The organism is Actinomadura sp. HBU206391, assembly GCF_014323665.1.
In the GTDB taxonomy this organism is placed as follows: domain Bacteria; phylum Actinomycetota; class Actinomycetes; order Streptosporangiales; family Streptosporangiaceae; genus Actinomadura_C.
The window spans coordinates 14,507-29,659 of the sequence record NZ_JABVEB010000071.1; the positions used below are offsets into that span (position 1 = coordinate 14,507).

At 72.3% G+C, this 15,153-nt stretch carries 13 protein-coding genes; 10 read left to right on the top strand and 3 right to left on the bottom strand.

Annotated elements, in window-relative coordinates; genetic code table 11:
• Window positions 1–54 precede the first annotated feature (54 nt).
• Complete coding sequence (locus HKK72_RS20765) at window positions 55–3,183, top strand: sacsin N-terminal ATP-binding-like domain-containing protein (RefSeq protein ID WP_187236063.1); 3,129 nt, start codon at window positions 55–57, stop codon at window positions 3,181–3,183.
• Between the two features lie 7 nt (window positions 3,184–3,190).
• On the opposite strand, the gene HKK72_RS20770 is transcribed toward HKK72_RS20765, so the two are convergent.
• Window positions 3,191–3,664, bottom strand: coding sequence for a DUF2530 domain-containing protein (locus tag HKK72_RS20770; RefSeq protein WP_187236064.1), 474 nt, complete (start codon window positions 3,662–3,664; stop codon window positions 3,191–3,193).
• 160 nt (window positions 3,665–3,824) lie between these two features.
• On the opposite strand from HKK72_RS20770, the gene HKK72_RS20775 reads away from it, so the two are divergent.
• The 9 genes from HKK72_RS20775 to HKK72_RS20815 all read left to right on the top strand — a co-directional run bounded on the left by HKK72_RS20775 (window position 3,825) and on the right by HKK72_RS20815 (window position 13,560).
• A complete protein-coding gene (locus HKK72_RS20775) occupies window positions 3,825–5,336 on the top strand; it encodes an NCS2 family permease (protein WP_315987361.1) in 1,512 nt (503 codons plus the stop codon).
• A gap of 165 nt (window positions 5,337–5,501) precedes the next feature.
• A complete protein-coding gene (locus HKK72_RS20780) occupies window positions 5,502–5,942 on the top strand; it encodes a MarR family winged helix-turn-helix transcriptional regulator (protein ID WP_410050323.1) in 441 nt (146 codons plus the stop codon).
• Window positions 5,943–5,953: 11 nt separating this feature from the next.
• Window positions 5,954–7,198 (top strand): MFS transporter, encoded by a 1,245-nt coding sequence (locus HKK72_RS20785; RefSeq protein WP_187236066.1) that lies wholly within the window; start codon window positions 5,954–5,956, stop codon window positions 7,196–7,198.
• Between the two features lie 151 nt (window positions 7,199–7,349).
• On the top strand, window positions 7,350–7,919 hold the full coding sequence (locus tag HKK72_RS20790; RefSeq protein WP_187236067.1) for a TerD family protein: 570 nt from the start codon (window positions 7,350–7,352) through the stop codon (window positions 7,917–7,919).
• Between the two features lie 7 nt (window positions 7,920–7,926).
• A complete protein-coding gene (locus tag HKK72_RS20795) occupies window positions 7,927–9,672 on the top strand; it encodes a TerD family protein (RefSeq protein WP_187236068.1) in 1,746 nt (581 codons plus the stop codon).
• Between the two features lie 72 nt (window positions 9,673–9,744).
• Complete coding sequence (gene thpR, locus HKK72_RS20800; protein WP_187236069.1) at window positions 9,745–10,323, top strand: RNA 2',3'-cyclic phosphodiesterase; 579 nt, start codon at window positions 9,745–9,747, stop codon at window positions 10,321–10,323.
• Between the two features lie 4 nt (window positions 10,324–10,327).
• A complete protein-coding gene (locus tag HKK72_RS20805; RefSeq protein ID WP_187236078.1) occupies window positions 10,328–10,465 on the top strand; it encodes a hypothetical protein in 138 nt (45 codons plus the stop codon).
• A 53-nt stretch (window positions 10,466–10,518) separates the two neighbouring features.
• Complete coding sequence (locus HKK72_RS20810) at window positions 10,519–11,490, top strand: hypothetical protein (RefSeq protein ID WP_187236070.1); 972 nt, start codon at window positions 10,519–10,521, stop codon at window positions 11,488–11,490.
• A gap of 150 nt (window positions 11,491–11,640) precedes the next feature.
• Window positions 11,641–13,560 carry a hypothetical protein gene (locus tag HKK72_RS20815; protein WP_187236071.1) on the top strand — a complete coding sequence of 640 codons (1,920 nt, stop codon included), beginning with the start codon at window positions 11,641–11,643 and terminating at the stop codon, window positions 13,558–13,560.
• A 36-nt stretch (window positions 13,561–13,596) separates the two neighbouring features.
• Here the strand turns inward: HKK72_RS20815 and serC are convergent, their stop codons facing one another.
• Both serC and HKK72_RS20825 read right to left on the bottom strand, forming a co-directional pair.
• Window positions 13,597–14,709: a phosphoserine transaminase gene (gene serC, locus HKK72_RS20820; RefSeq protein WP_187236072.1), complete on the bottom strand. Its 1,113-nt coding sequence runs from the start codon at window positions 14,707–14,709 to the stop codon at window positions 13,597–13,599.
• 78 nt (window positions 14,710–14,787) lie between these two features.
• Window positions 14,788–15,075 (bottom strand): hypothetical protein, encoded by a 288-nt coding sequence (locus tag HKK72_RS20825; protein WP_187236073.1) that lies wholly within the window; start codon window positions 15,073–15,075, stop codon window positions 14,788–14,790.
• Window positions 15,076–15,153 lie beyond the last annotated feature (78 nt).

Here is a 15,153-nt window from a genome sequence, read left to right on the forward strand (position 1 = left end):
GGCGGGCCGAAGGCGTCAGGGTCGAGGTGCACGGTGATCGGCGGTGACGTGACGATGGAAGATCCCTTCGGGACCGAGGACCTGCGCGAGCGGGTGCTCCGGGCATGGGCGGCGGCGCCGGCCCGGTTCCGCGAGGACGCCAACGCCGAGGAGGACCACGCGCTCGGGGGTTACCGCGACCGGGTGGTGATCGAGCTGGCGCAGAACGCCGCCGACGCGGCGTTGCGCGCGGGCGTTCCCGGGCGGCTGCGGCTGAGCCTGCGTGACGGCGTCCTGACCGCGGCCAACACCGGCGCGCCGCTCGACGCCGCGGGGGTCGAGGCGCTCTCGACGCTGCGCGCCTCGGCCAAGCGCGACGAGACCGGCGCGACGGGCCGCTTCGGCGTGGGCTTCGCGGCGGTCGTCGCGGTCAGCGACGAGCCTTCTGTCGTCTCCACCCTGTCCGGCGACGCCCTGTCCGGCGACGAGCCCGACGATCTGCGCGGCCGGATCGCCGGCGTCGAGTGGTCGGCGGCCCGTACGCGGGAGCTGGTGGAGCGGATCCCCGCCCTCGCCGACGAACTGGCCCGCCGGGACGGTCAGGTCCCCGTGCTCCGCCTGCCCTTCCCCGCCGGACCGGCCGGGCCTCATGAGCAGCGGGCCGAGACCTACGACACCGTCGTGCGGCTGCCGCTGCGGGACGCCGAGGCCGAGCGGTCGGTGCGCCGGGCGCTCGATCAGGTGGGCCCGGCGCTGATGCTGTCGCTGCCCGCGCTCGACGAGATCGAGATCGAGGTCGACGGGGGCGCCCGGACGCTCACCGCGACGCACGCCGACGGCTCCGCGACGATCAACGGTGCCGAGTGGCGGACGGCCGAGGCACATGGCGAGATTCCGCCGGAGTTGCTGGCCGACCGGCCGACCGAGGAGCGGGCGCGGCCGTACTGGCAGGTTCGCTGGGCGGCTCTCGCGGACGGGTCGAGCCTGCCCGGTGACGTGCCGGCCGTGATCCACGCGCCGACTCCGAGCGACGAGCCGCTGGGCCTGCCCGCCCTGCTGATCGGGTCTTTTCCGCTCGCGCCCGACCGGCGGCATGCGGCTCCGGGTCCGCTCACCGACTTCCTGGTCGAGCGGGCGGCGCAGGCCTATGTCGATCTGCTCCGCGCCATGCCGGTGACCCCGCGCCTGCTCGACCTGGTGCCGGGCCGGGTCGGGGCCGGAGAGCTGGACGCCAGGATCCGCAGCGCGGTCCTCGCCACGCTCCCCGGCGTACCGCTGCTGCCCGGCCCCTCTCACAGCCCTGATCCGGCGCGCAGCCATGATCTGACGCCCAGCCCTGATCTGACGGAGGCCGGGCTGCAGCGCGGCCGCGACGCGGTCGCCGTCGACGGGTCCGGGGCGCTGCTCGAGTTGCTCGCCCCCGTGCTGCCGGGCCTGCTGCCCGTCGGCTGGCCGGTGCGGCACCCGGCGCTGGCCGCGCTGGGGGTCCGCAGGGTCGAGCTCGCCGACGTGATCGACGCGCTCGCCGGGCTGGAACGCGAGCCGGCCTGGTGGCACCGTCTCTACGACGCGCTGACGGGGACCGACGCCGATGCTCTCGGTGCGCTGCCGGTGCCGCTGGCGGACGCCCCCGAATCGGCCGAGGCGGGGCCGGTCGAGTTCTCCGCGCGCCGTCCGTTCCCTGGCGGCGGAGTACGGATGGCGCGCGGCCCGCGTGGTCTGCTGATCGCCGGGTCGGGCGTGGATCCGGCCGGACTGGCCGCCCTCGATCTGCGCTTCGTCCATCCCGAGGCGGCCCATCCGCTGCTGCACCGGCTCGGCGCCATCGAGGCGGGTCCGCGCGCGATCCTCACCGATCCGGCCGTACGCGCCGCCGTCGCGGGCTCATACGACGCCGATGACCCGGAGCCGGTCGCGCGCGCCGTGCTCGGCCTGGTCGCGGCCGCCAAGCCAGCGCCCGGCGAGGAGCCGTGGCTGGCCGAGCTCGCGCTGCCCGGCGCGGACGGGGAGCTCTACGCCGCGGGCGAGCTGCTGCTGCCCGGTGGCCCGCTGCACGAGGTGGTCGCCGGCGACGCCCCCTTCGGGGTGGCCGACCCCGCACTGGTGGACCGGTACGGCGCTGAGGTGCTCGAGGCGGTCGGCGTCCTCGTGACGTTCGCGCTCGTGCGCGAGCACGACGTGCCCGTGACCGACCCGGCCCTCGATCTCGATGGCGAGGAGGACTGGGCCGACGAGGTGCTGGCCCGGCTGCCCGATCAGGACATGCCGCCGATGCTGCCGGAGCTGGTCGCCGTACGCGACCTCGAGCTGGTCCAGGACTGGGGCACCGCGCTCCGCATGCTCGCCGAACCCCCGCTGCGCGCCGCCGTCACCGATCCGGCGTATGTGCTGCTCGGGGACGGCCGCCGGGTCGCCGTGCCGTCCTACACGGCGTGGTGGCTGCGCCGGCATCCGGTGCTGGGCGGCCGCCGGCCGGCCGACCTGGCCGCACCGGGTGCCGACCCGCTGCTCGCCGGGCTGTACGACCTCGCGCCCGCCGGGCTGGACGCGGGGCTGCTGGGCGTGCTCGGCGTGCGCACGTCGCTGGCCGAGCTGCTGGCCGAGCCGGGCGGCGCCGAGGAACTGCTCGCGCTGCTCGCCGAGCCCGGCCGTACGGTCTCGCGGGCGCAGTTGCGGGAGCTGTGGACCGAGCTGTCCCGGCACGAACCGTCGGACATCGAGCCGCCGGCCCGCGTACGGGCGGTGACCGGCCGGGACCCCGAGGTCGTACCGGCGGAGGACGCGCTGATCCTGGACAGCCCCGACCTGCTGCCACTGCTCGCCGGGCAGCCGTTGATCATCGCTGCGTACGACGGCGCGGGGACGCTGGCCGAGCTCCTGGACATCCCGCTCGCGGGCGAGGAGCTCGCCGGCGCGGTGGAGTCGCGGGGGACGCAGCGGCCGGTGCCGGACGTCGTGCGCGAGGTGCTGCCGGACGCCCCGGAGCGTTATGTCGCGCACGATCCGCTGATCGTGGACGGTCTCGCCGTGCCGTGGCGGTTCGACGGGGCCGCAGTGCACGCGAGCGGCCTCGCCGGGCTTGCCCGCGGTCTGGCGTGGGCGACCGGGCGCTGGGCGGACCGGCTGCTGGTCGAAGCCGTGCTACGTGATCCGGAGGAGCTGCCGGCGCTGCTGGCCGAAGCCGACCTGGACGCGTCCGGCTAGTGGACGGCTAACCCGGCCGGCGGTCCGGGTTAGTGGCGGCGTGCCCACCGGGGCCGGCCTCACCGTGGCTTGCCTCACGGTGCCCGGATTCAGGGTGCCCGGATTCAGGGTGCCCGGCGTCGCGGTGCCCCGCGTCGTCGGCGACCGGACCGTCGAGCGCGCCGGTCCCGGCCGATCCGCCGTCGCCGGTTCCATCGGCGACCGGGCGTTCGGCATCGGTTTGGTCGACGGCGGCGTGCTTGCCGGCGTGGCTGGCGATGAGGGCGGCGCGGGTGCGCTGCAGCCGCGGGATGTACAGCACCCCGAACAGGCCGATCGCGATACCGACCACGCACACCCACAGCCACCAGCGGTCGGCCTCGGGCAGCCCGATCACGAGCAGGACGACGAGCGCCACCGCCCAGGCGGCCGCGCCGGCGGCGGCGACGCGAACGTCATTGGTCTCGAGCGGGGGAGGAGGCGGGCGCCGTGGTCGGGCCATGAGGCCAGGTTAGACGACCGCCGTGGACCTTCCGCCCCGGCGCCGGGTCGCTCGCCGGCGGACCCCACCGCCTCACACGGCTGATCCACGCAGGTTTTGTTGCGGATTTGGTGCCGTTGGCGGCTTTCCTTGCTCCTTCGGCATCTGTCACTCTGCGGCCGTGATCGAGAAAGTCGAAGAGAAGCAGCGGCCCGTGAGCGGGCTCGACCGGTACTTCAAGATTTCCGAGCGCGGGTCCACCGTGGGCAGGGAGCTGCGCGGCGGCCTGGCCACCTTCTTCACGATGGCCTACATCGTCGTGCTGAACCCGCTGATCATCGGTACCGTCGCCGACAAGGACGGGCAGTTCCTCGGGGACCTGACGCAGCCGGGCGCGAGCATCCCGCTGGTGGCGGCCGCCACCGCGCTCGTCGCCGGCGTACTCACGCTCGGCATGGGCGTGATCGGCCGCTATCCGTTCGCGATGGCCACGGGGCTCGGCCTCAACGCCGTCGTCGCGTTCGGCATCGCCAGCGGCATGTCCTGGGAGGACGCGATGGGCATCGTGGTCCTCGAGGGGCTGGTGATCACGGTTCTGGTGCTCACCGGGTTCCGGGTGGCGGTCTTCCACGCGATCCCGACCGAGCTGAAGACCGCCATCGCGGTGGGGATCGGCCTGTTCATCGCGCTGATCGGCTTTGTCGACGCGGGTTTCGTCCGCCGCATCCCCGGCGCGGCCGGCGAGGGCACGGTGCCCCTTCAGCTCGGCGGGACCGGGAGCCTGTCGGGCTGGCCCACGCTGGTCTTCGTCGTCGGCCTGCTCGTCACCGTCCTGTTGGTGGCGAGGAAGGTCAAGGGCGCGATCCTCATCGGCATCGTGGCGACCACGGTCCTCGCGATCGTCGTGGAGTGGCTCGCCGACGTCGGCCCGTACGTCAAGGGAGTCGACGCGGCCGGCAAGCCCGTCATCAATCCGGACGGCTGGCAGCTCGGCGTCCCCGCGCTGCCCGACAAGATCGCCGGGTCGCCGGACCTCAGCCTGCTCGGTGATTTCAGCCTGTTCGGCAGCTTCGAGCGGGTCGGCGTCGTGGCCGCCCTGCTCTTCGTCTTCACCGTCATGCTGGCGGACTTCTTCGACACCATGGGCACCACCGTGGGCGTGGGCGCCGAGGCCGGGCTGCTCGACGACAAGGGCGATCTGCCGGGTGTCAGGAACGTGCTGCTGGTCGACTCGCTGGGCGCCGCGGCCGGCGGGGCGGCATCGGTGTCGTCCAACACCACCTACATCGAGTCGGCGGCCGGCGTGGCAGAGGGCGCGCGCACCGGGCTGGCCAGCGTGGTGACGGGCGGGCTGTTCCTCGTCGCCATGTTCTTCGCCCCGCTCGTGGGCGTCGTGCCGTTCGAGGCGGCGACACCGGCGCTCGTGGTGGTCGGGTTCCTGATGATGACCCAGATCCGCAACATCGACTTCGGCGACTACGACGTCGCGATCCCGGCGTTCCTGATGATCGTCCTGATGCCCTTCTCGTACTCGATCACGGTGGGCATCGGCGCGGGCTTCATCAGTTACGTCGTGATCAAGGCGTTCCGGCGCAGGTTCGCGGAGATCCATCCGCTGATGTGGCTGATCGCGGCGCTGTTCGTCCTCTACTTCGCCCTCGATCCGGTGAAGTCGCTGCTGGGCGTCGGCTGATCATGTCGGCGGGACGGCCGGGCATCCGCCACGGCCGCCCTCCGACGTGCGACGATGCTCCTAGAGCTGAGCGAGCGGAGGATGCCGAAATCATACGCTTTGCTAAGGATCTGGCGGAATAGCCTCGAACCGTCGTATCGTTAGCAAGAGTAATGACTTCAGCGAATGAACATGGCAATGTCGCAGACCAGAAGCCGCGCAGGCCTGGCGCAGGACCTGCGCATCTCGATCGCGCGCCTGTCGCGCCGGCTCCGCGCGCAAAGCACAAGCGGGCTTTCGATCACGCAACAGGCCGCGCTGGCGGCCGTCGAACGGCACCAGTCGATGAGTCCTCGGCAGCTCGCCGAGCACGAGAAGGTGCAGCCCCCGTCGATGACCCGCGTGATCGCCGCACTGGAGGAGCAGGGCCTGCTCGTCCGGACGCCGCACGCGACGGACGGCCGCCAGGTGGTGCTGAACGTCACGGATCAGGGACGGGAACTGCTCAAGGAGCAGCGCCGGCGCAAGCAGGCGTGGCTGTCGCAGCGGCTCGAGGAACTGACACCGGAAGAGCGGACGATCCTGCGCCAGGCGGCGCCGATCCTGGAGAAGCTGAGCCGGTCCTAGCGCGCGGCGGGATGTTCCGCTCGCTGCGCAATCGCAACTACCGGCTCTTCGCCGCCGGCCAGGTGGTGTCCAACACCGGCACCTGGATGCAGCGGGTGGCGCAGGACTGGCTGGTGCTGGACCTCACCCACGGCAGCGGCACGGCGCTCGGCATCACCACCGGGCTGCAGTTCCTGCCGTTGCTCCTGTTCGGCCTGTGGGGCGGCGTCATCGCCGACCGCTACTCGAAGCGGCGCGTCCTGATGATCACTCAGGTGTCGATGGGCGCGCTCGCCCTCATCCTCGGTGTCCTGTCCATCGGCGGCGTCGCCCAGGTCTGGCACGTCTACCTGCTGGCGTTCGCACTCGGCCTGGCCACCGTGGTGGACAACCCCACCCGGCAGACGTTCGTGGTCGAGATGGTGGGCAGGAAGGATCTGCCCAACGCCATCGCCCTGAACAGCGCGACCTTCAACGGCGCGCGCATCGTCGGCCCCGCCGTCGCGGGCGTCGCGATCGCCCTCGTGGGCACCGGGCCGGTGTTCCTGATCAACGCGGCGTCGTTCAGCGCGGTCCTGCTCGGGCTGAAGGCCATGCGCGAGCGCGATCTGCACCAGGTGGGGGAACCGGTGCCGCGCGCCAAGGGACAGCTGCGCGAGGGTCTGCGCTACGTCAAGGGCAGGCGCGATCTCGTCATGGTCCTCGTGCTGGTCGGCTTCATCGCCGCCTTCGGCATGAACTTCCAGCTGACGACCGCCCTGATGGCCAGGCAGGTCTTCCACAGCGGGGCCTCGTCCTTCGGGCTCGCCTCGACGATGCTCGCGGTGGGAGCGCTGTCGGGTGCGCTGCTGTCCGCCCGCCGGGTCCGCCCGAGCCGGCGCATGCTGCTGATGGCGGCCTTGCTCTTCGGCGTGTTCGAGGTGCTGACCGGCCTGATGCCGACCTACTGGTCGTTCCTGGCGCTGCTGGTCCCCACCGGCATCGCGCTGATGACCTTCACCACCACCGCCAACGCGACCATGCAGCTCAACGTCGCTCCCGAGATGCGCGGCCGGGTCATGGGCCTCTACATGTTCGTCTTCCTCGGGACCAACCCGCTCGGCGCGCCCATGGTCGGATGGATGGCCGAGCAGTTCGGGCCGCGCCTGAGCATCGTGGCGGGCGGCCTCGTCGCCACGGTCGCCGCGACGGTGATCATCTTGGTGATGGTGCCCCTCGCGTCGATCGTACGAGTACTGCGCTCATTGCCGGATGCCCTAAGTTTCCAACGCGCCTGACAATGGCCGCGGTGGCTGGGAAACTGACCGAACGGGGCGTGCTCGGCCTCGGCCATGGCGATGGCCGTGGCGATGTCCATGGGGTCATGGCCATCGCTTCGGCTCGGCTACCGGGCGGCTCCGTTCCTGCACGGTGAACGAGGAGGCGGCGATGACGGTCTCGATGGTCAAGGGTCAGCGGATCTCGCTGGATAAGCCCGGCGGCACGCTGACGCTCGTCCGGATGGGGCTCGGGTGGGACGCGGTGAAGAAGCGCGGATTCTTCGGCTCACGCGAGCGTGAGATCGATCTGGACGCCTCCTGCGTGCTCTTCGCCGACGGCCGCATCACCGATGCCGTCTTCTTCGGCAAGTTGGTCAGTGACGACGGGTCGGTGCGCCACACCGGCGACAACCTGACCGGGCACGGCGACGGCGACGACGAATCGGTCATCGTCGACCTGAACCGGCTGCCGGTGCACATCAGCTCGCTGATCTTCACGGTCAGCTCGTTCAACGGCCAGACCTTCAACGAGGTCGAGAACGCGTTCTGCCGGCTGGTGGACGAGACGAACGGCGCCGAACTGGCCCGCTACACCCTCACCGGCGGCGGCGGCCACACCTCCATGGTCATGGCCCGGCTCTACCGGCACGGTGGCGCCTGGAAGATGGCCGCGATCGGCGAGCCCGGTCAAGGTCGTACCTTCCAGGACATGCTCCCGCAGCTCGTCGCACACGCCTGAGCCCGGCGTGCCCGATCTTGTACGCGGCGCCAACACGCCGCTCGATGCTCAACGGGTCACTGTCGGCGTCCGGTGCGCCCTTCCGGCCGACGTCAGCGCCCTGCTCGTCGGCTCGGACATGCGCGTGCGGTCCGACGCCGACCTCGTCTTCTACAACGCGCCCGAGGGCGCGGGCGTGCGGTGGTCGGACGGCGGCAGCGGTCAGCGCATCGACCTGGACCTGGCCGCCGTGGCGGCCGACGTCCATGCCGTCCTGCTGGTGATGAGCCTCGCCGGAGCCGCCACGTTCGGTTCGATCCCGGCGCCGCGCCTGCAGCTCACCGCCGAGGGAGGCCGCCAGGTAGCGGTGTTCAACGTCGACGGGCTGAGCTCGGAACGGGCCATCATCGGCATGGAGGTCTACCGCCGCGGACCCGGCTGGAAGGTCCGCGCCGTCGGCCAGGGGTACGACGGAGGGCTCGTCGACCTCGTCACCGCACACGGCGTCGAGGTCGACGACCCGGGTGAGGACACGGCCGCTCAGCCGCCGCCCGCCGGGGTCGCCGTCGGGGGCGCCATGCCGCAGGCCGGCCCGCCGCCGCATCAGCAGCCCCCGCCGCATCAGCAGATGCCGCCCTACCAGCAGACGCCCTCCTACCAGCAGGGTCAGTCCCAGCAGCAGAGGCCGGGCCGGCCGCAGGACCCCGCGCCGCCTCGGCAGCCACGATCGGACGTCCCGCCCGCGCCGGGCGCCGGCGAGGTCGACTACGTCGAACGCGTCTGGCTGGTGTGGGAGGACGCCAGCCGGTCGCTGGCCGCCTATCGCTCGACCGGTGAGCACGCGCTGACCATCCGTAACGACGAAATCGCCGGTCGGGTCCCGAAGGGCCGCTACCGGGAGCTTCTCGACGCGGCCGCCCAGCGGCTGAACGCGGACATCGGCCAGCTCGCCGGCGAGCTCGCCGGCGCCGAGCATCAGGCGAACGCCGAGATAGCCCCGTTCGGCGGCATGTCCTGGCTGACCTGGCAGCCTCGGCCCGACCTGGCCGAGGGCATTCTGCTCGGCCATCTCAGCGCCCCGGAGCTGCCCGGTCTGCGCGTGCCGCTGATCCTCCGCATGCCGCTGCGGAGGGCGACCTGGATCTCGAGGGGCGTGGTGCCCGGCGAGTCGCTGGTCTTCGCGTGGTCGCTCGTCAGCCGGCTCCTCGCCGCGTTCCCGCCGGGCACGGTGGGGATCGAGGTGATCGACGCGTCCGGTCTGTCGGGTGCCGGCTGGCTGCACGGCTTCGCCCCGGCGACGGTGCACCACCTGCTCGGCGGGGGTGTGGCCACGGGCCCGGCAGCGGCCGAGCGGGTGCGGCGCCTGCTCGACCTGGTCGATCTGCGCATGGTCGGCATCTCAGAGACCGAGACGGCCATGGCGCCGGCGGGCGGGCCGCCGGTGCGGCTCGTCGTGGTGCTCGACGCCGGTGCGGCGCTCGCCGACGGGGACGAGGCTCACCAGCTCGTGCGGCTGGTCGAGGACGGTCCGGCGGCCGGCGTGCCGGTGCTGCTGGTCGAGACCGACACGCCGGTCGGCGACTCCGTTCGCACACTGCGGGTCCGGCAGACGTGCCACAACCTCCCGAGCGGTGAGGGAACCGTCGTGGACCCGTGGGTCGGCGGCGACTGGACGCTCACTCCCGACATCCTCCCGGACGCCGGTGACGGCACCCGCGCCCCCGCGTTGTTCTCGCATCTCCTCGGCGAGCACACCCGGGGTCTGGTCACCTGACCTCGGCCGGCAGTGACAGGCGGGCACGCCGGCTGACAGGCTTTGTCGTGTGGCCGATCCCGCGTTGTCGTCATGAGGTTGTTCGTCGCGCTGCCGCTGCCGCCGCGGGTACTCGACGAGATCGAGGAGTTCATCGCCCCGCTCAGGACCGGGTGGCCCGATCTCAAGTGGCTGCGTCGCGACCTCATGCACGTCACCCTGACCTTCCTCGGCGAGGTGGACGATCGGACCCTCGACTGGCTGCCGCCGCGCCTGGAACGCGCCGCCCGCCGCTACGACCCGCTGACGCTGTCGCTCGCCGGAGCGGGCGCCTTCCCCGGTGGCGGCGCGCACGCCCGCGTGCTCTGGACGGGCCTGTACGGCGATCGTCGCACCCTCGTCAGGCTGGCCGCCTCGGTGGCCGCCGCGGGCACCAGGGCGGGGTCGCCCTTCGGGGAGCACAGGGCCTTCCGGCCGCACCTCACCCTGGCCAGGTGCCGCCGGCCCACGGACGTACGGCCGCTGCTCGACGATCTTTCGGCCTTCGCCGGGTCGCCGTGGACCGCCGACTCGATCTGCCTGGTGCGCAGCCACCTCGGCGGGCAGGTTCGCCACGAGACCCTGAAGACCTGGTCGCTCGGGCGGCCGGGCACCCCGGCCGTTCCGTCGTGATCGTGTGGATGCCCGCCCCGCGTCCCGAAACGCGATCGCGCCGAATAGGCTGCAGACCGTGAACCGCCCACCGCGATGGCTGCTGCCGGCCGTGCTGACCGTGCTGATCCTCGCCGTGATCATCGGCAGCCTGCTGAATTGATCCGTGCATGGGGCGCGTGTGTCGGCGCCACGACGATGGGGGAAGATCGACACATGCGAGTGCTCGTGGTCCTGATCAGTGGCTTCTTGCTGCTGGGGCCCGGTGTGGCGTTCGCGGGGACGGCGCCCGATCCGGGCGTCGCCTTCACCATCTCCGACCGCCGGATCAACGAGTCCAGCGGGCTCGCCGTGAGCACTAGGCACCCCGGCGTCGTCTACACCCACAACGATTCCGACGGATCGGCCGCGATCTTCGCCGTCGGGCCGGACGGCCGCACGAAGGCCACGCTCACGCTGTCGCGCGCGCACAACCGCGACTGGGAGGGGATCGCGGTCGGCCGGGACCAGAGCGGCCCTGCGATCTTCGTGGCCGACATCGGCGACAACGCGGGCGGCGCCCAGCCCTACGTCACCGTCTACCGGGTGCCCGAACCGGCCCGGTTGAGCGACCAGACGCTGAGCGCGACCGCGTTCCGGCTGAAGTACGAGGACGGGCCCCGCAACGCCGAGTCGGTGCTGATCAATCCGCGTACGGGCCGGCTATACATCGCCAGCAAGCAGATCGGCGGCGGGCTCTACGAGGCCCCGGCTCAGTTGCGGACCGACCGCATCAACGTGCTGCGCAGGGTGGGACCGGCGCCCCTGCTCGCCACGGACGGAGCCTTCGCGCCCGACGGCCGCCATTTCGTCATCCGGACCTACTACGCGGCGCACATCTACTCGGCGCCGGGCAAGCTGCTGCGGATCGTGTCGCTGCCGCACCAGGAGCAGGGGGAGTCGATCACCTACTCCCCGGACGGGCGGTCGCTGCTCGCCGGTTCCGAGGGAGTGAACTCGCCGGTCTACCGGCTGGGGCTGCCCGACGACGCCGCGTCCGCGTCGAGCAGTGCGTCGTCGTCGCAGTCGACCCCGCAGAGGGACCCGGACACCCGCGAGGGCGGTGCCGGCGTACGGAGCGCCGTGCTGCTGGCCGTCGTCGGGGTCGGCGGCTTCTTCGCGTATCGGCTGCTGCGCAGGCGTTCCTGAGCCCGGTGAGATCGCCTGTGAGATCGTCCTCGGCGGCGCGTGCCGGAGCGCCTCCGCGTGATCACACGCCCTGGCGTGACGATGTCGAGAGAATCCTCTCCGGACGAGATGGCGGTGAACCCATCGCGCGACATGTCAGGATCTGTGGCTGTGGACCATGAGCTCATCGGCCCGCGGGCGCTGGACGGCCGCCGGAACGGTTCAGCCGCTGGCGGGCCGTTCGCCCTGCTGCCGTTCGCGATCGCGCTCGTGCCTGTCCGGCCCGTCTGGCTGTGGACGGTGCTCATCGCCGCCGGCAATGCGCTGCCGTGGCTGCTCGGCCGGATCCTGCCCCGGCGCCCCGTGCCGTACTGGCGGCTGTCGGCGGCCGGCCTCGAGCGGATCGGCTCCTCGGGCGAGATCGCGGCGAGCTACGAGCGTGATCGCATCAGAGAACTCGCGCTGACGGCCGAGGACGGGGTGCTCACCGTCTTCCACAAGTTCGGCGCGACGGAGGCCGGGGAGCTCACCGGGATGGGCTTCGAGCCCCTGACGTTCTTCCTGACCGCCCGCCGCCTCGGCATCCCGATCCATGTGCTCGACGGCGACAGCTCGGCGCTGAAGGACGATGAGGCCCCACCACCCGGGCAGGGCGCCGAGCAGCGGCTGCTCGATCAGGAGGCCGAACTGCTCGTGGCCGTGCACGAGCCCACCGAACCGCGTGGCGCGCCGGTCGAGCTGGAGTCGCCGCGGCCGCTGCCCGGACGGGCCCGTACCACCGCCCTAGGCGTCCTCGCGGCGGTCCTCAGCATGCTCATGATCATCCGGATCGCGTTGGAGGGTGCGGAGGGATTCACCGACCGGCTCACCGCGGGATTCTGGGCGCTCACCGCCGGCGTGGCGCTCCTCCTGGCCCGGCGCCGCCTGCAGCGGACCACTCCGGTCCATTGGCGGATCACCGCCGAGAGCCTGCGGGCGGGCGGACATGAGGTGGCCGCCGCGGACATCGCGGCTCTGGTCGTGGGGCCGGGGGTCACGGCGCATCCGGTCACGGGCGAGCCGGAGCCGGACTCGCTGTGCGTTCTCGCGTTCGATCACCGGCTGCGGCTGCTGGCCCGGCTCCCCGCGCGCGGACTCGACAAGTTCCAGCTGGCCCACGCGCTGGACGAGCACGGCTACCGGGTCATCACGCCGGACGCCCAGCTGCTGCGGCCCTCGGAGTACGGCCTCGACGGGCTCCCGGAGATCTTCGCCCAGGTGCCCGGCGGCCGGCTCGTCGTGGCCGAGGAGGGGCTCGGCTGGGCCGACGCGGCGGGCGACGTCGTGCTCAGGATGCCCCAGGACCGGATCGGGGGCATCGAACTGCTCACCATCGGCGGGCACGCCTGGCTGCGGGTGTACGACGCCGACGGCGACGAGTTCTTCGCCGCGCCGCTGACCGCGCTGCGGATCGCGCGTACCGACCTGCGGGAGTCGGCGCGCCGGGCCGGGCTGCCCGTGACCGACGCGGAGTACGACGCCTACCTCAGCGCCGCCTTCCACGGCACGGTCTCGGGACTGTCGGTGGCGCCCGAGGCGCGGGTGCCGCCGGCTCAGGCCCAGCCGCCCGCGGAGTCGAGCATGCTGCTGGACGTGCCGCGCCGCTCCCGGATCTGGTCGTACGGCGTGACCGCCGGAGTGTGCGAATTCGTCGCCGTCCTCGGAGCACTGTGGCTCGGGCCCGACCTCGGCGGCTTCGCGTTGACGGTGGCGTGGGCTGGGCCGACCGGGCTGCTGCTCGGCCTGGTCGGCGCCTGGCTGTACGACCGGAACCGGTCCCAGCTGCGGGTCTCGACCGCCGGCATCATGGCGGTGACCCCGCTCGGCCGGATCGACTGGAACCTGCGTCGCGACGCGGTCGGCGGGGTCGGCCTCGACGAGTCAGAGGAGGGCACGCCGAAGCTCGTCGTGTGGAGCCCGGCCGGCCGGGTGCTGCGCCGGGTCACGTTCCCGCCCGACCTCGGCAAGCTGCGACGGGCCTGCGAGCGTTACGGCCTGCCGTGGGGGCCGCCCGACGCCGGCCGGCCGGCCCCTCCGCCCCCCGAACTCTGATCGCCACGTCGGCCGGATCTGCCGGCGCCCGAGCGGTCAGAGGCGTTCGACGACGTGGTCGACGCAGGCGGTGAGGGCCTCGACGTCGGCGGGCTCGATGGCGGGGAACATGCCGATCCGCAGCTGGTTGCGCCCGAGCTTGCGGTAGGGCTCGGTGTCGACGATCCCGTTCGCCCGCAGGACCTTGGCCACCGCCGCCGCGTCGACCTCGCCGGAGAAGTCGATGGTGCCGACGACCTGGGAGCGCTGCGCCGGGTCGGCGACGAACGGCGTGGCGTACGGCGACTTGTCCGCCCAGGCGTAGAGCCGCTGCGACGAGTCGGCGGTGCGCGCCGTCGTCCAGGCCAGCCCGCCCTGTGCGAGCATCCACTCGATCTGCTCGGCGAACAGCAGCAGCGTGGCCACCGCCGGGGTGTTGTAGGTCTGGTCCTTGCCCGAGTTGTCGACGATCGTCGGCAGGCTGAAGAACTCCGGCACGTACCGGTCGGTCGCCGCGATCTCCTCGATCCGGGCCAGAGCGGCCGGCGAGAACAGGCCCGCCCACAGACCGCCGTCCGCGGCGAAGCACTTCTGGGGGGCGAAGTAGTAGACGTCGCACTCGCTGACGTCCACCGGCAGGCCGCCGGCCCCGCTGGTCGCGTCGACCAGCACGAGGTCGCCCGGCTCGCCGACCCGCTTGATCGGCATGGCGACGCCGGTCGAGGTCTCGTTGTGGGTCAGGGCGTAGGCGTCGATCCCGTCCTCGGCGCGCGGCACCGGGTGGGTGCCGGGGTCAGCGGAGATCACCGAGGGGTCGCCGAGCCACGGCGCGCCCTTGGTGACCTTGGCGAACTTGCTCGAGAACTCGCCGAACGTCACATGCTGCGACCTGGCGCGCACCAGCCCGAACGCGGCGGTGTCCCAGAACGCGGTCGTGCCGCCGTTGCTGAGCAGAACCTCATACCCCGCGGGGAGCGAGAACAGCTGGGCGAGCCCCTCGCGTACCCGGGCGACGAGGGACTTCACCGGCTTCTGCCGGTGGGAGGTCCCCATGTACGTCGCACCGGACGCCTGCAGGGCGGCCAGCTGCTCGGGCCGGACCTTCGAGGGGCCGCAGCCGAATCGGCCGTCGGCGGGCTTCATGTCCTCAGGGATAACGATGTCGGTCACTCGACCCAGCGTAGTTGACCTGCGATATCGGGCATGGCCGGGTCCGTATCTTGAGATGTCGATCTCATCCGGCGTGGCTCAGCGACGGCGGCGAGCGAGCGACCAGGCACCGGCGACGACCACGGCGGCGACGCAGGTGACGGCGAGAACCAGCGGATAGGCCCATGGCCGGTCGTCCCGGTGCGCGGCCAGCGCCGCGGTCGCGGAGTCGTACGCCAGCAGGACCAGCGCGGCCGCCGTGATCCAGAGGGCGATGCGGCCGGACACCCGGTTGCGGTGCCGGATCCGCTCCTGCCGCTCCTCCTCGTACCGCTCCTCCTCGTACCGCCGTTCTCGGGCCTTGGCGTCCTCGGTGTCCTCGTCCACTCCGCCATGATGGCAAAGGTGTTCCAAGAGACGGTATGGATCTACTTCATGCCCGCCCTGGCGAAGGCCGTCCGCGAA